Source organism: Comamonas sp. 7D-2 (assembly GCF_022749555.1).
Taxonomy (GTDB): Bacteria; Pseudomonadota; Gammaproteobacteria; order Burkholderiales; family Burkholderiaceae_C; genus Comamonas; species Comamonas thiooxydans.
In genome coordinates this window covers 397,396-420,430 of record NZ_CP094238.1, presented here as the reverse complement: position 1 = coordinate 420,430, position 23,035 = coordinate 397,396, and the positions used below count along the sequence as shown (strand labels likewise).

The 23,035-nt window shown below is 65.4% G+C and carries 16 protein-coding genes; 7 read left to right on the top strand and 9 right to left on the bottom strand.

Features of this window, described 5'->3' with window-relative positions:
* Window positions 1-2: 2 nt before the first annotated feature.
* Window positions 3-1,955: an MFS transporter gene (locus MPZ60_RS01910; protein WP_034352993.1), complete on the bottom strand. Its 1,953-nt coding sequence runs from the start codon at window positions 1,953-1,955 to the stop codon at window positions 3-5.
* Between the two features lie 105 nt (window positions 1,956-2,060).
* A complete protein-coding gene (locus tag MPZ60_RS01905; protein ID WP_034352990.1) occupies window positions 2,061-2,861 on the bottom strand; it encodes a hypothetical protein in 801 nt (266 codons plus the stop codon).
* Between the two features lie 110 nt (window positions 2,862-2,971).
* Here MPZ60_RS01905 and MPZ60_RS01900 point away from each other — a divergent pair, with 110 nt between their 5' ends.
* The 5 genes from MPZ60_RS01900 to MPZ60_RS01880 all read left to right on the top strand — a co-directional run bounded on the left by MPZ60_RS01900 (window position 2,972) and on the right by MPZ60_RS01880 (window position 8,360).
* A complete protein-coding gene (locus tag MPZ60_RS01900; protein WP_003065639.1) occupies window positions 2,972-3,703 on the top strand; it encodes a helix-turn-helix transcriptional regulator in 732 nt (243 codons plus the stop codon).
* Between the two features lie 200 nt (window positions 3,704-3,903).
* Entirely contained in the window at window positions 3,904-4,308 is a 405-nt protein-coding gene (locus MPZ60_RS01895) for a YXWGXW repeat-containing protein (RefSeq protein WP_034352986.1), read from the top strand.
* A 210-nt stretch (window positions 4,309-4,518) separates the two neighbouring features.
* Window positions 4,519-5,529, top strand: coding sequence for a tripartite tricarboxylate transporter substrate binding protein (locus MPZ60_RS01890; protein WP_034352982.1), 1,011 nt, complete (start codon window positions 4,519-4,521; stop codon window positions 5,527-5,529).
* A gap of 197 nt (window positions 5,530-5,726) precedes the next feature.
* Window positions 5,727-7,190 (top strand): NAD(P)-binding domain-containing protein, encoded by a 1,464-nt coding sequence (locus MPZ60_RS01885; RefSeq protein ID WP_034352979.1) that lies wholly within the window; start codon window positions 5,727-5,729, stop codon window positions 7,188-7,190.
* A gap of 15 nt (window positions 7,191-7,205) precedes the next feature.
* On the top strand, window positions 7,206-8,360 hold the full coding sequence (locus MPZ60_RS01880; protein WP_080746086.1) for a peroxidase-related enzyme: 1,155 nt from the start codon (window positions 7,206-7,208) through the stop codon (window positions 8,358-8,360).
* Between the two features lie 241 nt (window positions 8,361-8,601).
* Here MPZ60_RS01880 and MPZ60_RS01875 read toward each other — a convergent pair whose 3' ends face one another.
* The 4 genes from MPZ60_RS01875 to MPZ60_RS01860 form a co-directional block, all read right to left on the bottom strand.
* Window positions 8,602-9,852 carry an FIST N-terminal domain-containing protein gene (locus MPZ60_RS01875; RefSeq protein ID WP_034352976.1) on the bottom strand — a complete coding sequence of 417 codons (1,251 nt, stop codon included), beginning with the start codon at window positions 9,850-9,852 and terminating at the stop codon, window positions 8,602-8,604.
* 72 nt (window positions 9,853-9,924) lie between these two features.
* Complete coding sequence (locus MPZ60_RS01870; RefSeq protein ID WP_034352973.1) at window positions 9,925-10,797, bottom strand: PhaM family polyhydroxyalkanoate granule multifunctional regulatory protein; 873 nt, start codon at window positions 10,795-10,797, stop codon at window positions 9,925-9,927.
* Window positions 10,798-10,924: 127 nt separating this feature from the next.
* The gene (locus tag MPZ60_RS01865; protein WP_034352970.1) at window positions 10,925-11,440 is read right to left on the bottom strand and encodes a copper chaperone PCu(A)C; all 516 of its coding nucleotides are present in this window, start codon (window positions 11,438-11,440) and stop codon (window positions 10,925-10,927) included.
* Between the two features lie 139 nt (window positions 11,441-11,579).
* Entirely contained in the window at window positions 11,580-11,981 is a 402-nt protein-coding gene (locus MPZ60_RS01860) for a hypothetical protein (protein WP_034352967.1), read from the bottom strand.
* Window positions 11,982-12,096: 115 nt separating this feature from the next.
* On the opposite strand from MPZ60_RS01860, the gene MPZ60_RS01855 reads away from it, so the two are divergent.
* A complete protein-coding gene (locus tag MPZ60_RS01855; protein ID WP_034352964.1) occupies window positions 12,097-12,756 on the top strand; it encodes a glutathione S-transferase in 660 nt (219 codons plus the stop codon).
* 44 nt (window positions 12,757-12,800) lie between these two features.
* A complete protein-coding gene (locus tag MPZ60_RS01850; protein WP_034352961.1) occupies window positions 12,801-13,214 on the top strand; it encodes a VOC family protein in 414 nt (137 codons plus the stop codon).
* A 220-nt stretch (window positions 13,215-13,434) separates the two neighbouring features.
* Here MPZ60_RS01850 and recD read toward each other — a convergent pair whose 3' ends face one another.
* Genes recD through recC form a run of 3 tightly spaced genes read right to left on the bottom strand, consistent with a single transcriptional unit; the run spans window position 13,435 to window position 22,915 of the window.
* Window positions 13,435-15,525: an exodeoxyribonuclease V subunit alpha gene (gene recD, locus MPZ60_RS01845; protein ID WP_034352957.1), complete on the bottom strand. Its 2,091-nt coding sequence runs from the start codon at window positions 15,523-15,525 to the stop codon at window positions 13,435-13,437.
* The gene (gene recB, locus MPZ60_RS01840) at window positions 15,522-19,331 is read right to left on the bottom strand and encodes an exodeoxyribonuclease V subunit beta (RefSeq protein ID WP_034352954.1); all 3,810 of its coding nucleotides are present in this window, start codon (window positions 19,329-19,331) and stop codon (window positions 15,522-15,524) included. The genes recD and recB overlap by 4 nt, the downstream gene beginning before the upstream one ends.
* Entirely contained in the window at window positions 19,328-22,915 is a 3,588-nt protein-coding gene (gene recC, locus MPZ60_RS01835) for an exodeoxyribonuclease V subunit gamma (protein WP_034352950.1), read from the bottom strand. Before recC ends, recB begins: the two co-directional genes overlap by 4 nt.
* Window positions 22,916-23,035 lie beyond the last annotated feature (120 nt).

Genomic DNA, 23,035 nt, shown 5'->3' with positions numbered 1-23,035 from the left:
CCTCAACGCCGGAGCAAATCCGCCACGTTCTGCTGCAGCAGGGCCGGCGTGACAGAGGCAGCCGCCACGGGCTCGCCCACTTCCAGCCCCACACGATTGAACAGGCCGCGGCGCAGCGGCTTGACCATGGCCACATTTCTGCCGCCGCGCGACTCGATGCGGCTGAAGTAGGAGCCCCAGAGATTGGTCAGCGCCATGGGAATGACGGGAACCTGCAGGCCGTCGTCTCGCGCGTGGTCGAGAATCTTCATGATGCCGCCCTTGAACGGCTGCAGCTGGCCGTCAGAGGTGATGCCGCCCTCGGGGAAGATGGCCAGCAGGTCGCCCTCGCGCAGCACCTCCGCGGCCCGCGCGAACGCGGCTTCATAGGTTGCAGGGTCCTCCTTGTGCGGCGCGATCGGGATCGCCTTGGCCAGCTTGAACAGCCAGCCCAGCACCGGCGTCTGGAAGATGCGGTGATCCATCACGAAGTGAATGGGGCGCGGGCTGGCCGCCATGAGCAAGATGGCGTCGACAAAGCTCACATGGTTGCAGACCAGCACGGCCGCGCCATCGCGCGGAATATGCTCGTCGCCACGCACCTTGAAGCGGTAGACAAAGTGGGTGATGACCCAGGCCACAAAGCGCAGCAGATATTCGGGCACCAGCAGGAACACATAGAGCGCCACGATGGCGTTGGCAATGCCGGTGATCAGAAACACCTGGGGAATGCTGCAACCTGCGGCCAGCAAGGCACCGGCCAGCACGGCCGAGGCGATCATGAACAGCGCGTTGAGGATATTGTTGGCCGCGATGATGCGCGCGCGGTGCGTGGGCTGGCTGCGCATCTGGATCAGCGCATACATGGGCACGCTGTAGATGCCCGCCGACAGCGCCAGCAGGCCCAGATCCAGCATCACGCGCCAGTGTTTGGCCTCGCCAAAAAAGGCGCTCACACCCATCAGCTCGGACGGCGGCAGCGCGCGCGTGGCAAAGAACAGATCAATCGCAAACACGCTCATGCCTATCGCGCCCAGCGGCACCAGGCCGATCTCCACCTGGCGGCGGCTGAACACTTCGCACAGCAGCGAGCCAATGCCTATGCCCACCGAGAAGATCACCAGCAGCAGCGATGCCACATGCTCGTCGCCATGCAGCACCTCCTTGGCAAAACTGGGAAACTGCGAGAGAAACACCGCGCCGAAGAACCACATCCAGCTGATGCCCAGCAGCGAGCGGAACACCACGGGCTGCTGGCGTGCCAGCTGGAGGTTGCGCCAGGTTTCGGTGAACGGGTTCCAGTTGATGACCAGGCCCGGATCGGTCGCGGGCGCATGAGGGATGAACTGCGCGCAGATGCGGCCCACGACCGCGACGGCCACGCAGGCCATGGCGACCTGCATATGACCGACCTCGGGCACAGCAATCAAGAGACCGCCAGCGACCTGACCGAGCAGAATGGCGACAAAAGTGCCCATCTCCACCATGCCGTTGCCGCCCGTGAGTTCGCGGTCGTTGAGCACCTGGGGCAGATAGGCGAACTTGACGGGGCCGAACAGCGTGGAGTGCAGCCCCATGAGGAACACGCACAGCAGCAGCACCGGCACATTGGCCTGCACAAAGCCCCAGGCCGCAATCAGCATGATGGCGATCTCGAGGTTCTTGACCAGACGGAACATGCGGGTCTTGTCCCACTTGTCGGTCAGCTGACCCGAAGTGGCCGAAAACAGCAGATAAGGCAGGGTGAACAGCGCACCGATCACCAGGCCGGCCATGGAAGGCGGCAGCCAGGAGACGCTGAGCTGATAAGTGACCATCACCGTGAAGGCGAACTTGAAGAGATTGTCATTGCCCGCACCGGCAAACTGCGTCCAGAAAAACGGCGCAAAGCGGCGCTGGCCCAGCAGGGCGAACTGGTTGGGGTGGGCATGCTGCGGTGCAGCGGCGGCCGTATGCACGGTCGGCGTGGAATTCATGGATCTCTCCCTGTGGCGCTGCAGGCATTGTGCCAACTTGCCCGGATCTTTTTGTAGGTTTTATGCCGCTGATGCTTGATGAACATGCGCCCGCCGCTATGAATATTACGACTCACGCCACTGCTTCAAGGCACGCAGCACAGGCCACGCGGCGGCCGCGGCCATCCAGTGCTTGAGGCTGTGGCCGGAGACTGCCTGCGTGGTCACATCGAACACATCGCCGTCCGACAGCTCCAGCAGCTTGGCAACGAGGTACAGACCGATCACCCAGCCCAGCTCCACGGGCAGCGCGTGACGACGCGGCGCCACAAAGGCCAGCCACAGGAGAATCAGCATGCCGCCGCCTTGCACCAGCACCCAGGGCAGCACATTGCTGGTCTGCACCCAGACCGCCACGCTGGCAGGTGCGGCCACCAGCAATACTCCGGCAGTGATGCGGGCGCTGATGTCGTCAATGCGCGTCTGTACCGCCAGGCCCAGCAAGCCGGCGAAAGCCAGGCCCATGCCCAGCCGATCCCAGACCAGGCTCGAATCCTGCGGTGCCCAGTGATAGTACGCAGACCCTGCCCCCGAGCACAGCAGGCCCGTGAAGAACAGGGCGCACAGGGCACGCGCCGTGCCGTTGAGCTTCTGGTAGTCGGCACGGGCCAGTGCGACCCAGCCCGCCAGTCCCGCCAGCACAAACCCCAGATTGCTCAACACATCGGCCGCATGCGGCAAGCCCAGCCAGCCGCGCCGGTCGGCAAAGGCGTGGTAGTGCTCGGGCTGAGCCATGCCAGGCATCAGCAGCGCCAGCGTGAACAGCAAGGCCATGCTCCCGAACAAGGCAAAGCGCTGCTCCAGCGTGCCCGAGGTCTCGGGGTTCGTCATTTCCACAGTCGTGATCGATGAGGTATGCAGTTGCATGGCGCTTCCTTGTGTGAATGCCGCGCAGTATGGAAATCCGCCGAAGCAGCGGCATCAATCTTCTAAACTTGCGCCATATCGCTGCACTGCCAGTACTACCAATCGATACCATGAGCACGACTGCCGATCTCGTCACCGCCATCAAGAAAGAACTCAAGGCCGCGCAGATGACCTATGCCGACCTGGCCCAGGCCATAGGCATGGCCGAATCCAGCGTCAAGCGCATGCTGGCCAAGGGCGACATGCCGCTGTCGCGCATCGACGAGATCTGCCGCGCCCTGCACCTGGACTTTGCCGATCTGGCGCGCAATGTGGCCGACAGCCGGCCGCTGCTGCAGCAGATCACACGCGAGCAAGAGATTGCCGTGGTTGCCGACCGCAAGCTGCTGCTCACGGCCATCTGCGTGCTCAGCCAGTGGACGCTGGAGCAGATCGTCGCCACCTACCGCATCAGCGAGCCCGAGGGCATAGGCTATCTGGCGCAGCTGGACCGCATCGGCATCATCGAGCTGCGTCCTGGCAACCGCTACAAGCTGCGCCTGGCCAAGACCTTCCGCTGGCAGACCAACGGCCCGGTGATGGACTTCTTCCGTGAGAACGCCGTGCTGGACTATTTTGGCGGCACTTTTGCCGGCGAGGACGAGACCATGCTGCTGGTGCATGGCTCCATCGCCCCCAGCCTGGCGCCCAGCTTCGTGGAGCGCATTCAGCGCATCGGTCAGGACTTTTCACAGCAGCATCTGCAGGATCAGCGCCTGGGCCCCAACAAGATCGAGGGCTACACCCTGGTGCTGGGCATGCGCAAATGGGAGCTGCCCGCCTTTGCGGCCTTGCGCCGGTAGACCTTCACTCCCAAATATGTAGCTAAATGCGCTTGCTGTATCTGCATCAGCCGCCTGTTTTATACATTCTTCACCAAACAGACACACAAGATTGCAAGACTTCGCACAGCGGCAACCCGCGGTTGACGCTGGCCTTCCAACATGGAGCCCAAGGGATGCCTGGACCCACAGACAGCCCGCTACCCATGAAGGAGGCGTATATGCTGACAATCCGCAACACCATCCACACCGTCGCTGCCGCAGGCGCACTCGCCTTGCTGGGCTTTGCCGGTAGTGCACAGGCCCAAAGCGCTTACTGGGCGGGTGCCAGCCAGGGTGCCTATGTGAACGTGCAGTTCAACGCACCGCCCCCGGTCCGCTATGAAGCCGTGCCCGCTCCGCGCCGTGGCTATGTCTGGGCTCCTGGTTACTGGGAGCCGCGCGGCCACCGCCATGTCTGGCGCGCCGGCCACTGGGTGCAGAACCGCCCCGGCTATGTGTACCGCCAGCCCACCTGGGTGCAGCACGGCAACCGCTGGGACTACCGCGCCAGCCGCTGGGACAGGGATGGCGACGGCGTGCCCAACCGCCATGACCGCAACCCCCACAACCCCTATCGCCGCTAAAAGCCTGTTGAAGCTTTAAGCCCTGATCGCTCCCTCCGCTGGCCCTCCGAGTCATCACTTTCCAGCGGATTTCAGCCCATATCTCGCAAGAGATCTGGGCTTTTTTTGCATTAACCCCACAAGCTTAATGCTGCATAAGCATATAGAAGCAAATCATTAAATTACGGACACAATTCACAGCATTCAAGGTTCCTCTGGACAAGTCCCATCATGCGTTTGCTGCCCCGTTTCATCTCCGGTCTTGTTGCCACAACGGCGGCCGCCGCCCTGCTTCCCCTGGCCAGCCAGGCGGCCGACCCCGGCGCTGCCAGCTATCCGCATCAGCCCATCACCATGATCATGGGCTTCAACGCAGGCTCGGGTGTGGACGTGATCGGCCGCGTGGCGCAGGAGCCGCTGGGCAAGATTCTGGGCCAGCCCGTCATCATTGACTACAAGAGCGGCGCCGCCGGCAATATCGGCAGCGAGTTCGTGGCCCGCGCCAAGCCCGATGGCTACACCATCTACTTCGGCACCGCCGCCACCCACGGTAGCAATGCCGCGCTGTACAAGAAGCTGCCGTTCGACGTGGAGGCCGACTTTGTGCCCGTCGCACCGCTGGTGGACGTGGCCAATGTGCTGACCATCAATCCCAATGTGATCAACGTCAAGAACCTCAAGGAGTTCGTCGACGAGGTCAAGGCCCATCCCGGCAAGTACAACTACGCCTCCACCGGCAATGGCGCAGGCACCCATATGGCATTCGCCGAGTTCAACTCGCGTCTGGGCCTGGACATGGTGCATGTGCCCTACAAGGGCGGCCCCGAAGCCATCACCTCGGTGCTGCGCGGCGAGACCTGCTGCATCATGAACCAGGTGCAGACCGTTCTGAGCCACTACAAGGCCGGCAAGGTGCGCCTGCTGGGCGTGACCACGGCCAAGCCCGTGGAAGCCGTCAAGGAAGTACCCACCATTGCCGCCAGCGGCCTGCCGGGCACCAAGGGCTTCAACAGCTCCATCTGGTTCGGCATCTTCGCGCCCAAGGGCACGGACCCGGTCATCGTCAAAAAGCTCAACCTGGCCGTCAACGACGTGCTCAAGCAGCCCGAGGTGCGCGAGCGCTTTGTCTCCCAGGGCAACACCATCCGCGAAGAGACACCCGAGCAGTTCAAGAAGACCGTGCATGAAGATCGCATCAAATGGGCCAAGGTGGTCAAGGATGCCAAGATAAGTATTGACTAACACCCCCTGAGCGGCCCTGCCGCTCCCCCCTCCCTCTACGCGCTGCGCGCCAAGGGAGAGGAACGACACCCTCGGTGCGGGGCGGCCCTTCCTCGGTGTCTCTCACTTGGTCCTGCTTCGGTTCAAGCAGTGTTAAGTTATCGGTGTTTGTTTGATGCGTCTGCGGCTCAAGCCTCAGGCGCTTTTGGGTTTTAGCTATGTCTTATTCAACTTCTACGGCAGGCGCCGCCACGGGGCTTGCAGTGCTGGAAGAGCGCCTGCGTGACGACTTCGTCACTCTGGGCTGGCCTGCCAAGGCCTGGATTCCTCCCTCCACGCGCAAGGGACTGCCGGTGCATGACGTGCTCGTCATCGGCGCCGGCCAGGCCGGTCTCGCGCTCAACATGGCGCTGCAGCAGGTCGGCATCAAGCCTGTGCTGCTGGACAAGTCCGCGCCAGACTTCGAAGGCCCATGGGCCACCACGGCGCGCATGGAAACCCTGCGCTCGCCCAAGGAGCTGACCGGCCCTGCCATGGGGGTTGCAGCTCTGTCCTTTCGCGCCTGGTTCATCGCCCAGTTCGGTCTGGATGCCTGGACGGCGCTGGACAAGATCCCGCGCCTGCAGTGGATGGACTATCTGCGCTGGTACCGCCGCGTGACCAACGCCGATGTGCGCAACGGCCATGAAGTCATTGCCGTGCGCCCGCAGGCCGATGGCGTGGTGGAAGTCGATGTCAGGGCCAATGGCGTGACCGCCACCTGGCAAACCCGCCGCCTGGTGCTGGCCACAGGCCGCGACGGCCTGGGCGGCGCCACGGTTCCCGCCTTCATGCGGGGCGTGGACAGGAAGTTCTGGGCCCATTCCTCCGACGCCATGGACTACGCCACGCTGGCGGGCAAGCATGTGGGCGTGGTCGGTGCCGGGGCTTCGGCCATGGACAGCGCCGCGACGGCTCTCGAAAACGGCGCGGCCAGCGTGGACATGCTGATCCGCCGCCAGCAGCTGCCGCTGATCAACAAGTCCAAGGGCTCGGGCGTGCCCGGTCTGACCCACGGTCAGTATCTGCTGCCCGATGCATGGAAATGGCGCATCCGCCACTACATCAACGCCCAGCAAGTGCCGCCGCCGCACGGCAGCACGCTGCGTGTCTCGCGCCATGACAACGCCTTCTTCAACCTGGGCTGCGCGGTGCAGAGCGTGGAAAAAGCAGGCAACAAGCTGCAAGTGCAGACCTCGGCCGGCGTGTTCGTGCTGGACTTTCTCATCGTCTCCACAGGCTTTGCCATCGACTGGAGCCTGCGTCCCGAATTTGCGGACATCGCTGCCCATGTAAAGCTGTGGAACAGCCGCTTCACGCCCGAGACCGGCGATGAGGATGCCGAGCTGTCGGCATCGCCAGATCTGGGCCCGCTGTTCGAGTTCCAGGGCGACCTTCCCGGTCTCGACCGGATTCACTGCTTCTGCTACCCCGCTGCGCTCTCGCACGGCACGGTGTCGGGCGATATTCCCGCCATCAGCGACGGGGCGCGCAAGCTGGCCCAGGGCCTGGCCTCGCTGTTCTATCTGGACGATATCGAGCAGCACTTCGACAAGCTCAAGGCCTATGCCGAGCCCGAACTGGATGGCACGGAATGGACCGCAGCCGACAGCGCTGCGCGCATCCGGCAGCTGCAACCCTAAATCAAGAGACTTCGCATGACAGACACCATAGACCGACTGGCCGGCCTCGAACAGGGCAGCCCCACATTCACCACTCGCCACGAGCGCGAAAAAGTCGCTCTGGCCACCCAGGCCTGCGAAGACCTGCTGCTGGGCAATCAGCTGGACAGCGATCTGACCCAGGCCGAGCGCCTGGTGCTGGCTGCCGAGCAGGCCCGCGTCAGCGGCGTGAGCATGCTGGAAGCCGAATACCGTGCGCGCGCCGAGACCCTGGGCGACGCTATCACGCCCGAGCTTCGCTCCATCCTCGATCAGCCCGGTGCCCAGACCGGCAATGCGCGCCTGGACGCCATGCTGCACTTTGTGCGCACGCTGGCCCTGAACCCGGCCCAGAGCGATCAGGCCGCGCTGCTGGCCATTCCGGCCGCCGGCCTGTCGCTCAACGACACCGTGCTGCTGGCCCAGCTGATCGGCTTTGTCTCGTATCAGGCCCGCCTGCTGGCGGGTGTGAAGGCCATGGGAGAGCTGGGCGGCGCGACCGAAGCGCCGGCCCCCCAGCCTGCCGATGCCGCGCCCTTTGTCCACCCCGCCAATCTGCCGCCGCCCGGCGAGCCGCTGCGCCGCAACGGCTTTACCAGCGAGACGCTGGACTGGAAGGCCTGGCTGCAGGTGCTGGACCCCGACACCGCAACGCCCGAGCAGCAGCAGGTGCTGGAAGTCAGCCACCCCAAGGCCAAGAGCATGGACTTCTATCTGCTGCTGGCGCGTCAGCCCCAGGTGCTGCTGGAGCGCTCCCAGGCCTTCAACGCCATCATGTATGCACCCGGCGGCCTTTCCCGCGCCGAGCGCGAAGTGGCGGCCACTGCCGTCTCGCGCTCCAACGGCTGCGTGTACTGCGCATCGGTGCACGCTCAGCGCTTCGAGCAGCTGGCCAAGCGCAACGATGTGATGGCCCAGCTGTTTGACGAGCCCGAGACCGCCGGCACCAATGCCCGCGAGCGCGCCATCATCCAGGCTTCGCTGACACTGACGCGTGCGCCGGGCAGCTTTGGCCCGCAGGATCTGCAACCGCTGCGCGATGCAGGTCTGACCGATCTGGAAATTCTGGACATGCTGCACTCGGCCGCACTGTTCGGCTGGGCGAACCGCCTGATGCTGAATCTGGGCGTGGAAATTTACGCCACCCCCTGAGTCGCTTTGCCTAGGCGGCCCAGCGCCTTCCCCCTCTCTCTACGCGCTGCGCGCTACGGGAGGGGGACGACAGCGTCGCTGCGCGGCGGCGCTTGCTTGCTGTCACTGGTTTCAGGCCGTGCCGGTTTTTGGCACAGCTTTTCTTTTTTGATAGCAGCTTGCGCAATTAAAACCGTAATCTCAGAACAAATATCTCCTAAAACCTATTTGAATCAAGCGCTAGCAGCTATCAAATCTCAGGCTATTTGCCGGTGAACACCGTCAGCACGCCGGCCAGCTGATGCACATGCGCATCCATCAGCTGTGCCTCGGCCACCAGGCCGATCAGAGGCACCGGCCCCAGCGCATGGCGCAGCAGCTTGAGCTCGGCATCGGCGCCGCCAAAAAGCTCGCTGCCCCGTCCCTTGCTGCTCACATAGATGGCACCGCGTATATGCTGGGGCTGGGCCGCCTCGGCCATGGTCTCGGGGCCGGCATCGGCAAAGTCGGGCTGCAGCGCGTCTTTGAGGGCCGCGCCCATCTGCATCAGCTCATGACGGGCCGCGCTGCTCTGGCGCTGGCAGAAGATCACCGTATGCTCGGCCTCCACGGGCGACGACAGCGCAACGCCCTGGCGCACCGGATCCAGCCCCACAATATGCAGCACCTGGGCCTCGTCGGTGAGCGCCCCGCGCTCCAGACCCCGGCCCAGCGGGGCAATCGCGGCCTGGGTCTTGCGCAGCTGCGACAACGCAGCCTGCCAGCCGCCTCCGGCGCTGGGGCTGGCTTCCACATCCAGCATCTGCAGCAGTCGGGGCAAGGCGGGCTCGCCTTCGAGCTCCAGCACCACCGGGCCTCTGGCCTCGGTAATTTCGAGCCCCGCGCCCAAAGGCGCGCAGCCCTGGGCCAGTCTTGAAATACAGGCTACGTCAGCATCGAAGGCCACGCCGGAAAAGCCGGCATGAAAGATGCCGACGCTGGCCTGGGCACGCAAGCGGGGCAGATCTTCGGTGCGGCAGGCAAACTGCACGCCCTGCTCGCTGCTGAGCGCCCCGAACAGATTTCCAGAGCTGATGCGCTCGGAAAGCTCCAGCAGCAGCTCAGCGAGATCAGGCTGATCGATGCTGGAGTGCACCAGGGCCGAATGCGCCTCGAATCCGGCTTCGGCGCCACTTTGCGCCAGCGGTGCCACGCCGGAATAGACGCGGTAATGGGCTGCGGGCAGGTCCAGCAGCATGACCGCCAGCGAGGAGCTTTCGGAATACTCATGCTCCATGGCCAGTACGGCGTGACCGGAGCTGCCCACCCAGTCGGTAACCTGGGGCAACTCGCGCGCCAACAGCGCCAGCAAGGGCTGCGCATGAGGCACCAGCCCCTGCGCGATATAGACCAGACCCAGCCGATGCGGCTGCAGTGACTGGCGCAGCAACTGCCCACGCAGCTGCAGCACGACTTGCTCAGTCGCAGCGCGCCAGTCTTCATGGCTGGCATGAGCGACGGGAAACAGTGACATAAGCCCTCCTGTTCTTGCTGGAGCGTGGATGCCTTGCAACCACGATTTTCCACCTTAGCGGGAAGGGATTGCTCAGGGCTTGCGCGAGGTAGCAGAGGTTTTGGCTGTAGTCTTTTTGGCGGCAGGCTGCTTGGCAGCAGTTTTTTTAGCGGCTGCGGTCTTGCTCGCTGCCGTTTTGGGTTGACCGGTCTTGGCCGCAGCCTTGCGTGCAGGCTTGGGTTCAGCTGTCGCGGCGCTCTTTGCCGCATTCTTTTCCGCAGTTTTCGCCGCAGCTGCAGTGCCAAAGCCGCCAGCCTGCGCCATCACCTTTTCCATGGTGGACTTGGCAAAACCGCTGGCCATCTCGGTGGCGCGCTGGGCGGCCGCCAGCGTCTCGGGCGGCACGGGCTCGGCCATGGCCTTGGCCGCGATCTGCTGAAACTGCTGGGTCAGCGCTCCCCACCATTGCATGGCCTGGCTCAGGGCGGCCTGAGAAGAGGGGCCCGCCTGGGTCCGGCTGTCGGCCTCGGCCGCTGCGGGCTCTGCTTCAGGCTCCGGCTCTGCCGCAGGCTCGGCGGCTGGCGCGGCCGTGGCGGCCCCCATGGGCCAGCCGGTATTGCCGGTCGCAGCGGGCTCTGCCGGCGCTGCACCGGGGAAAGGAAAGGACTTGGCCAGCTCACTCATGCTGACATTCATGTCCTTGAGCGTGGACAGCGTCATGCGCTGCACTTCCAGCGCCTGGATGGTGGCAGTCAGGGCGCGGCTGTTTTGTTCCAGCCAGAACTGCACGGCTTTCAGCTCGGCGATGCGCTTGTCAACCTCTTCCACGCTTACGGTGGGAGCCACCCATTGCGGCACGCGGCCCATGGGATTGGCTGCAGCGCCAGCGCTTTGCGCCAGCCCCTGCAGAAAATCAAAGCCGGGAATGAACTTGCCGAAACCAAATGCCGATGCGTCGCCGCTCATAGTGCTCTCCACTGCAGGGATGGATACCAGAATCCGCATCCGGACGGGACCGGACACGGAACTAGCTTACTGCACTTGCGATGTTTGCTGCAAACAAGGGAGCAGGTCGCGCGCCTGGCTCAAGTCATCAATGCTGATGACCACCATGACCCATGTGCTGGTGCCCGGCACCAGCCGCCGCAGGGGCAGCCACGCGCACCGGCAGCTGCAGGCTCAGGCGCGACACTGCGCCCTTGGCATCCTTGAACACCAGGGTCACGGGCACCTGGCTGTCCTTGACCAGCGGGGCCTTGAGCTGCTGCAGCATCAGGTGATAGCCGCCGGGCTTGAGATCCACGGCCACGCCCTGGGGCAGATCCAGGGCCTCGATGGCGCGCATGCGCATCACGTCGCCCTCCATCTTCATCTCGTGCACCTCGGCCACGGCGGCGGCCGTGGTTTCCACACCGACGAGCTTGAGCGGCTCCTGGGCCGTCAGGCGCATAAAGGCCCCCGAAGCCTGCTGACCCGCCACGCTGGCGCGGGCCCAGGCGTTCTCGACCTTGACATGGGCCGCATCGGCATGGGCCCAGGCGGCCCCCGAAACCAGCAGCGAAGCGACCAGCGAACCCAGGGCCATCACGGTAAAACGACGCGTATTCATGAAACCATCTCCATTCAAATTCAGTCTGGACTTACGCAAACAAGGGTGCATCAAGATGGTCCCCTTGAAACCAAGCCCTTGCTTAAGCCCGATTTGCATAAGTCGTGTCAATCTCAAATCGATCTGAGACGCTTGACCATCAAGCGCCCTCAGCTATGTTTTTCAGGGTTTCAAAGGGCGGCGCACGTACGGGCGGCAGGGTGGAGACAAAAGCTCTGTGAGCGACATCGGCCCAGGGCCGGGCATCGACAACGGCGCGGTGACTGCCAGGATCTGCCTGCTGCGCTGGCGGCGGCGCCAGCAGCGGCAGGCACAGCGCGCAATCCAGTCCATGCGGGGTGGCGGCATCGTCGCTGGCAGGGCTGGGCACCCAGTGTGTGCTGCCGCTGGCCGTGCACACAGGCTCCCAGCCGGCAGGCGGCGTGGCGCGCGCCCAGGGCGTGAGCATGCTGACCAGCAGCACGCAGAACCACGCACCCAGCACCCAGCGAGCCAGAAGGGCTGCCGGTTTGTGCCGAGGAGGGAGCGCGCGCCAATGCATGGAGCGATTGTAGAAGCCGGCCCGCTATCCGGTTGGCGACGCAGGGCTTGCGCCACTTGCCTCTACGATAACTGGCCACGTATACCTATTCACAACCACCGATCAGGAGACAAGCATGCTGACTTTGTGCGGATTTTCAGCCAGCAACTACTACAACAAGGTCAAGCTGGCCTTGATGGAAAAGCAGATTCCCTTCGCCGAGGAACTGGCCTGGCTTGGCAGCACCAACCCCGAGGAATCTCCGCTGGGCAAGGTGCCGTATCTGCGCACCCAGCATGGCGCCATCAGCGAGTCCGACGCCATCATCGAATATGTGGAAACACTGTCCAGCAAGGTGCCGCTGCTGCCCGCAGACCCCTTTGCCGCAACCAAGGTCCGCGAACTCTGCGTCTATCTGAATCTGCACCTGGAGCTGGTGGCGCGCAACCTCTATCCCCAGGCCTTCTTCGGCGGCAAGATCAGTGACGGCACACGCGACAAGACGCTGGAGCAGTTGAAAAAGAACATCGCAGCCTTTGCCAAGCTGGCCCGCTTCGATACCCCGTTCATCGCGGGCGACAGCTTCACGCTGGCCGACTGCAGCGCCATCGTGCATCTGCCGCTGGTCAGCAGCGCCTGCAAGATCGTGGGCGGCAGCGATTTGCTGGCCGAACTGCCGGTGCGCGACTATCTGGCCCGCATGAGCGAACGCCCCACGGTGCAAAAGGTCAACGCCGACCGCAAGAGCAACACCGAGGAGCTGATGGCACGCATGCAGGCCAAGGCTGCGCGCTGAAGCGTGCCGGGTACGGGCCCGGTGATGCTACGCTCGGCCCCATCATGCAAAGCGCTTTTCATCTTGCCTACCACGTCACCGATCTCGACCAGGCCCGCCGTTTCTACGGCGGCGTCCTCGGCTGCCGCGAAGGCCGCAGTACCGACACCTGGGTCGATTTCGACTTCTTCGGCCACCAGATCTCCCTGCACCTGGGCCAACCCTTTGCCGTGAGCAATACCGGCAAGGTCGGCAACCACATGGTGCCCATGCCCCACCTGGGCGTGATCCTGCTCAAGCCCGACTGGCTGGCCCTGGCCGAACGCCTCAAAGCCGCTGGAACGGCCTTCATTCTGGAGCCTCAGGTGCGCTTCGAAGGCGAGCCCGGTGAGCAGTGGACCATGTTCTTCACCGACCCCTGCGGCAATCCCATCGAGGTCAAGGGATTTGCCAACTGGGAAGCGGTTTACGAGCACTGATCTCCCCTGAGCCGCTTCGCGTCTTTCCCCAAAGGGGGACGACGACCTTGGCTGCGGGGCGGCACTTGCTGGCCGTCTCGCGCCTGGACTGCGCCAGTGCCACAGACCCATCACTTCGAGCAAGGCCAGATGGGGAGCCTGTATAGATTGAGCGGAATCAGCACTCCAGCGCTTACCTGGATTGCGGCAGCAGCCATCAAATCAGAATCTCACCTACAAGCTACCGAGCACTCTCCATGAATCCCAGCAAACCGCTGCTGCGCTGCGTGGGACTGCCCATCGCCGACGCCAGCAGGCCGGGAGCTTCCGCCCACAGCGAGAACGCCTTGCGCGCCCGCGTGATGCCGGTATAGACCAGCTCGCGGCTGAGCACGTTGCCGCCCTGCGCGGCCAGCACCAAAGCCGTGTGCTCGAACTCCGAACCCTGGCTCTTGTGCACCGTCATGGCAAATGCGGTCTCCACATGGGCCAGGCGCGCCGTGCTGACATGGTGCAGATGTTCGCCCTGCATGAAGTACACGCGCAGCCGCGCCGGGTCGGCAAAGCTGGGCAGGACCATGCCGATGTCCCCATTGAACACGCCCAGCTGCGCATCGTTGCGTGTGACCATCACCGGACGGCCCATATACCACTCGCCCTCCTTGCGAATGACGCCCATGGCCTGCAAGGCCTGCTCCACCGCGCGGTTCAGGCCCGCCACTCCCCAGCTGCCATCGCGCACGGCGCACAGCAGGCGGTAGCGGTCGAAGGCGGCCAGCACCTCCCTCACCCATTGCCGGTGCTCGGCCTCGGTGGCAAAGCCGCGCCCCTTGCCCTGCCCATGTCTTTCCAGCACCTCGGCATAAGCGGCATAGCTGGCCATGCCGCCACGGCCTTGCACGGCGCTGCGCACCACGGCATCGACCTCACCGCCTTCACGTGCCCAGAGTTCGGCATGCTGACCAGCCTGGGTTTGCGTGCGCAGCAGCGCCATGGCAGCCGGTGCATCGCCGGCATTCACGGCCTGTGCCAGCTGACCGATAGGGCCGCCAAAGCGGCGGCTCTCGCGCAGCATGACAGTGTGCTGGGCCAGCGGCAAGGCCCTGGCCGGCGCCAGGTACTGCGCAAGCAGAGACTGGCCCGTCACGCGCTCGACATAGGCCGCGGTGTCCGGCGCGTAATTGCCCCGCTGCGCATCGCGGCACAGATCGCCCAGCACGGCACCGGCCTCCACCGAAGCGAGCTGATCCTTGTCGCCCAGCAGAATCAGGCGCGCCGTGGGCGGCAGGGCCTGCAGCAGCGCGGCCATCATCTCGAGGTGGATCATGGAGGCCTCATCGACAATGAGCACATCCACATCCAGCGGATTGCCTGCATGGTGGGCAAAGCGCCGCGTGTCAGGCCTGGCCCCCAGCAGCGAATGCAGGGTGCGTGCCGCCCCCATGCGCTTGACCAGCGCTTCCAGATCCAGCTCTCGGCCCACGGCCTCCTTCAGCTCCAGCAGCGAGCTATCGATGGACTGCTTGAGCCGCGCCGCCGCCTTGCCGGTTGGCGCAGCCAGCGCGACGCGCAGCTGCGCGGCATCCGGCGCCGTGGCAAACAGCAGCGCCAGCAGGCGGGCAGCGGTATAGGTCTTGCCCGTGCCCGGCCCGCCGGTGATGACGGACATGCGCCCCCGCAGCGCCAGCGCGCAAGCCAGCTTTTGCCAGTCCACCGCATTTGCGGCAGCTGCGGACGAGCTGAAAAGCCGCCCCAGCCAGTCGCGCACCCTGGGCTCGTCAAGCGCCACAGCATCGGCCGCCGTACGCTGCGCCATATGGGCGGCCACGCTGCGCTCATAGTCCCAGTAGCGGCGCAGATACAGCAAGGGCGCAGCGCCGTCCAACAGCACCAGCGGCTGACCTCGGTCTGCCGCTACCGTTCCCGGCTGCACGACACGCACCACGGGGCTGCGACGCAGGGCCTGCAGCCAGTCAGCCAACCGGCCGGGCAATTGCTCCCATAGCGATTGCTGCAGGCGCTCTGCCTCCTTGGGCCAGGCAAGAATCTGATTGGGATCGCCTGCCAGCGCCTGGAGGGGCAGGCAGCTGTGTCCGCGCCCCTCCATCTGCGCCAGCACGGCGGTGGCCACCAGCAGCGCAGGCCCGGCCTCTGCGTCCTGCGCGGCGACAAAGGCCGCCAGGGCGCTGTCCAGGCGGCGCAGCAGACCCGCATCGGCCAGTCGCTCCAGCGCGGCCAGCCAGTCCGTCGTGCCTAGTGCAATCGTGTCGCCATCCGCGGGAGCTGCAAACAGGTCCAGCGTCTGCAGATCGGCTTTGCGGCGGCCCTTCATGGCTGCACCTCCTTCGATTCTTTCTCGCAGTCGCCAAGCAGCGCCTCAAGCCCGTCCAGCAGCGCCAGCGGCGGCTTCAGCACATGCATGCCGGCGGCCTCGCCATCAAGACCGCGCAGGAAGAAGTAGAGCGCGCCGCCCAGTTGTTCGCGGGGGTCGTAAGCCGCGCCCAGCCGACTTTGCAGCAGGCGGTGCAGAGCCAGCAGATACAGCGCAGCCTGCACGTCATAGCGGTGCTCGAGCATGGCCTGCTCCAGCGCCTGAGGGGCGTAGGCCGCGCCGTCCTGGCCCAGGTGGTTGGTCTTGTAGTCCAGCACCCAGTAACGACCGCCATGGTGAAACACCAGATCGGCAAAGCCCATCAGCATGCCGTGCAGCTCGCGCTCGGGCAGCACCGGGCGCGGCTGGCCGGCAAGGATGTGCCGGCGGCACAGCGCGTCGATACGCGGTGCCGACAGGCGCCGCGCCGGCAGCCAGAACTCCATCTCGGGCAATAGCGCATCACCTTCGCCCAGCTGCGCCAGCGAGACGCCGAGCGGCGCCAACGGCTGATGCACCACTGCGCGCAGCCACTGCAGCACATCGGCGGCCTGCTCCTTGCGGCCCGCGCGCTCGCAGCGGCGCAGCAGGCGGGCCGCCAGGGGTTCACTGTTGTCGGGATCATCCTCGGGCTGCAGCGCAAAGTCCTCAGCGGCCAGCCATTCCAGCTGGTCGTGCAAGAAATTGCCCACCACCGGGCCGCGCATGAAGCGGTGCCACACCGCAGCATCGCTGCGCGCACCGGCGGCGAATCCGGTCAAGTTGGGCAGGGCGGTCATGACCTCGTTGATGACGCCCGGGTCCAGCGCAGCTTCACCCGCCTCCAGGGCCTGCAGCGCACACTCGTCCTCGGCGGGACTTTGTGCGGCCACCGGCAGGACCGGCAGGCTGGGTGCGGCCATGGCGCGGGTCAGCGACGAAAAGCTGCCAATGCCCCAGCGGCGGTCGAACTGCGCCTCGTACACGGGCGCGGCGGCCAGGGCGGGCAAGGCCTGCGCGGCAACATAGCGCGTGGGCACGGGCAGTTCGGCCGGCAGATCCACGACGGCGATCTGCGTGCAACGCTCGCTCAGGGCCTGGATGCTGGCGCGCCAGCTGGCTGCGGCCTGCGAAACATCTCCGGCCAGCAGATAGCCTGCCGCACCCTGTTCGTTCGCACAGTTTTTGCTGTTGCCGCGCTTCATGGGGGCCAGCCCCATCCACAGCGCATGGCGCGGGCGGGTCAGCGCCACATACAGCAGGCGCAGATCCTCGCGCAGACGTTCCTTGTCGGCCTGCGCCAGCTGTGCATCGTCATAGTCCAGCACCAGCTCGCGCGCGGGTGCGCCATCGATCTGCACGGGCAGCGAAAGATAGGCTGCCTTGCCGTCCACAGGCCGGAAGCTGCCGCCAAACGGCAGGCAGACCAGCGGGTACTCCAGCCCCTTGCTCTTGTGCACGGTGACGACCTTGACCAGATCGGCATCCGATTCCAGCCGCACGATCTGAGCATCGCCGGCCGCGCCCGGGCTCTCGATCTGGGTGGCCAGCCAGCGGATCAGCGCCTGCTCGCCCTCCAGCTGGGCACTGACGCCTTGCAGCAGCTCGGCCAGGTGCAGATAGTTGGTCAGACGGCGCTCGCCGCCCATGTCCTTCAGCCAGCGCGCCGGCAATTCAAAGCGGTACAGCGTCTGGCGCAGCATGGCCAGCACGCCCAGGCGCAGCCAGAGGCTGTGCAGCTCCTTGAGCAGCTCGCTGCGCGCATCGAAGGCCTCGTCATCGCTGGCCAGCCATGCGAGCTCGTCAAACGACAGCCCCATCATGGGCGTGGCCAGACCGGCACGCACGGCCAGTCCGTCCAGAGGCGCTGCCACGGCACGCAGCCACAGCAGCAGATCCTGTGCCTCGCCGCTGGCGAAGACCGAGTCCTGATCGGACAGGTAGACCGACGCCACATTGCGCCGCGCCAGCGCACGGCGCACGGCAGTGGCCTCCTTGCCCGTGCGCACCAGCACCGCGACATCGGCCGGGCGCAGGCGCTGCAGCGGCTGGCCGGCCTCGGCAAAGCCCGTGGCACCGTCCATCAGCCACTGCACGATCTGGCTGGCGCAGAACTCCGCCCCACGGCGGCGAATGTCGTCATTGCTCAGCGGCTCATCGCTGCTGCCATCCCAGGCAATGGTCAACGCTGCCATGCGCTGGCTGCCCTGCATCAGCCGCTCCTTGCGGCCATTGGCCTTGACGCTCTCGAACGGCAGCGGATTGCTCTGCCCGGCGCGGAACATGAACGCACCCTCGCCTTCGCGCACTTCAGCCTGCACAAACCACTGGTTGACCGCATCGACCAACGCCTCGGTGGAGCGGAAGTTGGTGTCCAGCACATAGTGGCGGCCCTCGGTCGCCTGCCTGGCCTGCAGATAGCTGTAGATGTCCGCACCACGAAAGCCGTAGATGGACTGCTTGGGGTCGCCGATCAGCAGCAGTGCGCTGTCCGCGCTGTTGTCTGCCGTGCGATAGATCTGGTCGAACAGCCGGTATTGCAGCGGCGAGGTATCCTGAAACTCGTCAATCAGCGCCACCGGGTACTGGGCCAGGATGCCGGCTTGCAGCGCGGGGCCGTTGTCGCCAGCCAGAGCCGCATCCAGGCGCTGCAACATATCGGCAAAACCGAAAGTGCCGGCCTGGCGCTTGAGCCACAGCAGGCGCTGCTGCACGTGGACTGCCGCATGAAGGCGCAGCGCTACATGGAGGGAAGGCAGCTGCGCCAGGGCTTGCAGCAGCTGCTCCAGCTCGGCAGATGCGGGGGGCAGCTCCACCGGCGCATCACCCTTGCGCGCTTCATCCAGCCCGGCAGGAACCAAACGGGTGGCCCCCGTCTTCATCGCCGCCGCCAGCCCATCGTGCGGCGCGGCAGCCCACTCCCGCAAAGCTTTCAGCCAGTTCTTGTAGTTGGCAGGCTTGAGCTTCAAACCATTCCAAGCACTTTTGTTGGTGGCCAACTGGCCGTCCAGCCAGTCTTCCAATTGCTGTGCTTTTTGCTCCCAGCCATCACTGAGCATTCGCAGTTGCTGCTCACGCTGCGCCTGCGTCTGCGCAATGCAGTCTCCCAGCGTACCGGCGCCCGCCGTGGCGGCTATGTTTTCACGCAGCAGCGACTGCATATCCTTGACCAGGGCCTGCACATCGGGCCAGACCTGCAGTGCCGTCTCCAGCATCTCGCCCGACAGCGGGTAGCACTGCTGGCGCCAGTAATCCTGGGCAGCCTCGGTCTGACGCTGGCTTTCATCGGCCTCCAGCGTTTCATCAAACAGATTGCCGCTGTCGAAAGCATGCTCGCGCAGCATGCGCTGGCACCAGGCATCTATGGTGTGGATGGCTGCATCGTCCATGCACTGCGCAGCCATGTCCAGCCGCCAGGCAGCGGTGTCACGCTGCTCGCCTTCGGCATAGGAGTCGCGCAGATCGCGCAGGAAGCTGTCGTGCGCCGCCGGTTCGGCCTCGCCGCGAAAGCATTGCACGGCCTCGATCAGGCGTGCGCGAATGCGGTCCGACAGCTCGCGCGTGGCGGCCCGCGTGAAGGTCATCACCAGAATGTCGGGCGGCATCAAGGGCCTGGCAAAACCGTTCTCGACGCCATGGCCCAATACCAGCCGCAGATAGAGCGCGGCAATGGTCCAGGTCTTGCCTGTACCCGCGCTGGCTTCGATCAGGCGCGAACCCCAGAGCGGGAAATGCAGGGGCTGCAGCGCCTGGCTGCCGGGCTTCATCGGGTTGGCGGGCGCGCTCATGCCGGCTCTCCTGGTTGTTCGTTCTGTTCTGCGCACTGCATCAAGGGCAGATCCTCCGTCTGCACCTGCGCGGCCAGCCAGTCATGCAGCGGGCCATAGACCTGCTTGGCCAGGGTATGAAAGCGCAGATCAGCCGTCAGCGCCTCCCAGTCTGGGTAGCAGCGCGCCCAGCTGGGGTCTTCGCATTCGCCGCCCAGCATGTAGCCGCCCTCGTAGGCCTGTGCGGCGGCGCTCGGATCGTCACGACCGGCTGCGATGGCGCTTCTGAGAGGCAGCGGCAAGGGCTCGTTCTGGCCCGCCAGCCACAGCTGCATCAAGGCTTGCAGGCGCTGCGTGGCCGCCTCCGGCTCCAGCGGCTGCACCCAGACCAGGGTGTCGCGTGCGATCACGCCCATCAGCGTGTCGCTGCCCCTGCTTGAAAGCGCCAGACTGCGCACATAAATGGGCAGCAGCTTGTGGGCCTGAAGCTCGCCTTTCTTGTTCAGCAGCGTGCGCGGCTCCAGCGCGAACCAGCAACGGCTGTGGCCCGCATCCGAAGACGGCTCTTCACGCTCCTGCAAGCCATCCATCCAGTCATCCAGCGTGACCGCATCGGAGTGCAGCAGCAAACGCTCGCGCGGCGCCGCATGGGGCCATAGCCGCATCTGCTGCTGCCAGGCCAGCAACGACGGCGTGGCCTGGGCCTGCAAGGCCTCGGCCTCGCGCCTGCCAAGCCCTGCCAGCGGCAACACGCCGGCACGCCCCAGGCGCTGCACCTGACGTTGCACCTGCAGGCCCACGTCCAACGCGGCATCATGCGCCAGCTGCGTGCGCACGCCTTGCTGCAGCTGCTGAATCAGGCCGTAGGCGGTCAGGCCATCGACGCTGAAAAGCTCGTCGTCCTCCAACAGCTCCTCGTCCTGCTCAAAGCGCACCTGCAGGCGGTTGCGCAGAAAGCTGCGTGCGGGATGGCGCAGAAATTCCGTCAGGCGCGCCAGCGTCAGCGGCACTTCGGGATCGGGCTCGAAGGCAGCCACAACAGGCAGCACCTGCGCGTCCCACTCTTCATGCGCGCCATACCATTCGCGCGCGAAGGTCGAAAGCCCCGAAGCCTGCTCAAAATAGCGGCGGCTGAAGGGTTGCAAAGGATGCTGCCGGGTACGCTGGGCCAGCAGCAGACCCCCTCGCTCCCTGGCGGAAAGTCCTGCGCTGCCTTCGCCCTGCCAGCCCTGGCTCAGATAGTCGCGCAACTGCGAGACCAGCACCGAGGGGGGCTGCTCGCTGTTGTCGCGCACATGGCGACCGGCCCAGCTGATATAGAGCTTGCTGCGGGCCGACAGCAAGGCATCCAGCATCAGCTGGCGGTCATCGTCGCGGCGCGCGCGGTCGCCGGGACGCTGCTGCCCGGGCAAAGCCATCAGATCGAAATCCACGCGCGTGGCACGGCGCGGGTAGTCTCCATCGTTCATGCCCAGCAGACACACCACGTCGAAGGGAATGGCGCGCATCGGCATCAGCGTGCAAAAAGTCACGCCGCCGGCGCGAAAGCGCTGGTTGAGCGCGGGCTCGGACAGGGCCTGCAGCCAGGCTTCCTGTGCCACTTCCAGCGGAATGAGGGCCTCAAAACCCGCTTGCTCGCAGGCAGCCTGCCAGCCGACCAGGGCCGTGTCGAGTGCGGCGCACAAGGCCTGGTCTTCATCGCCCTGCGCGACAAAGAAATCATCGAGCAGTGCACGAAAGCGCTGCGCCCAGGCCTGGGGGGCAGCCGCCTCGCCGGCGGTTTGCCACCATTGCAGCATGCGCCCCAGCAAGCTGGCCAGCGATCCGGCCAGCTCGGCCGTCAGGCCGCCCACTTCGTCATAGGGCTCCATGCCGGCAAACACCTGTGCCTCGTCGAAGGCGGCCTCCAGCGCCGGCCCGCTGGCATAGCCCAGCAGCATGCGGCGCAGGCCGAACCAGGCGCTGTTGGGATCACCGCAGGCCGCCAGGCCCAACTGTGCGCGCTGCGCATGGTTGAGCCCCCAGCGAATGCCCGCCCCGGCCATCCAGTGCGTGAGCTGAGGCAGATCGTCGGCCGCCAGACCCACGCGCGCCGCCACGGCGGGGACATCGAGCAGATCGCACAACTCGCTCAGACGGCAGCGCTGCTGCGGCAGCTTGAGCAGCCATTGCAGCGCCGTCACCAGCGGACTGCTGGCACGCGCGCCCACGTCGGCGATATCAAACGGAATATGGCGCGCATCGTGGCGGCCGTACTGGCCGAACACGGCGCGGATGGCGGGTGCAGCCTCTTCGATCGACGGCAGCATGACCACTACCTCGCGCGGCGCCAGCGCTGCGTGGCCTGCCGCGGCAGGCTCGGCCAGCCATTGCAGCAGCTGGTCGTGCAGCACTTCGAGCTCGCGCACCAGGCCATGGGCCTTGTGAAAGACGATGGACTGGTCGGCCGCTGCGATCTCGACCACAGGGTGCTCCGACATGGGCACCAGATCGCGAATGCGCTGCTGCACCTGGGTCAGCAGCGGTGCGTCGATCAGCTCGCTCGCGTCGGCCTCGTCATACACATCCACACGCGGCCAGCCCCATTGCACGGCCGTGTCCCCCGTGGTGTCGAAGGCATCGAGCTGGCGCACATAGTCGCGGCTCTGCCGCCCCCATGCCGCCAGCAGCGGATGGGCATGGGCGTGCATGGCCGCCAGCGGAATCTGCGCCAGGTCCTTGCCGCCCTTGTCGGCATGACGGCGGCGCTGCTGGCGCAGCAGCTCGCGCCCGTCGATGGCATCGGCCCAGTGAAAGCGGCAGGGGTTGGGCACGGCAATCAGCACCTGGCTGTGCTGGGCAATGCCGCTCAAAAACTGCATCAAAGACAGCGGCATCTGGCTCATGCCGAACACCACCACGCGGCGCGCCAGCGGCGTAACGGGCGGCTGGCCGCTTTGCAGCGCGTCCAGAATCCGCGCCAGCAGGACCGGGCGGGTGGCGGCACGCTCCTGCTCATCGAGTTCGTCCAGTACCTTGCGCCACAGCTGGGGCTGCCAGAGCTGCCCTTCGGGAACGGGCGCATCGGGGCGGCCCGCTGTACGCAGCACATCCTCGCCCTTCTCCCAGGCGGCCAGCCAGTCGGCGCGGTAGATCTGGTACTGGTCGAACAGGTCGGCCAGCTTTTCGGCCAGCTGCAGCAGGCGCTGCGGCTCGCCAGGGCGCAGAAAGTTGGCAATCGGTGCGAACGCAGGCTCGCCCAGGCATTGCGGCAGCAGACGCATCAGGCGCCAGATCATGGGCGTCTTGTCCAGCGGCGATTCACGCGGCACCTCATGCCTGCCCAGAATCTGCCGGTAGCTGCGCCAGACAAAGCGCGCCGGCAATTCGACCTGTGCAGCGGCGCACACGCCCTGCTGTTCGGCCATGCGCATCTTGAACCACTCGGCCATGCCGTTGCTTTGCACCAGCACGATCTCGGGCTCCAGCGCCTGCAAGGGATGCGCCGCCAGCCAGGCCAGCACGGTATCGGCCAGCGCCTCGGTCTGGTTGCCGTGAATGGCGATCAGGCCCGGCTGCCAGTTAGCTGCCGGTTGCGACGCCCTTGATTGCTGCTCTGCTGTCACACGCGCTCCTGTGCCTGTCTGTGCACGATGAAAGCTGCAAGCTTAACGGCAGCATGCAAGCGCTATCAAATGAAAAGCTGGTTGCGCATACCAACAAAGCAAACTGGAACTGAAATGCCT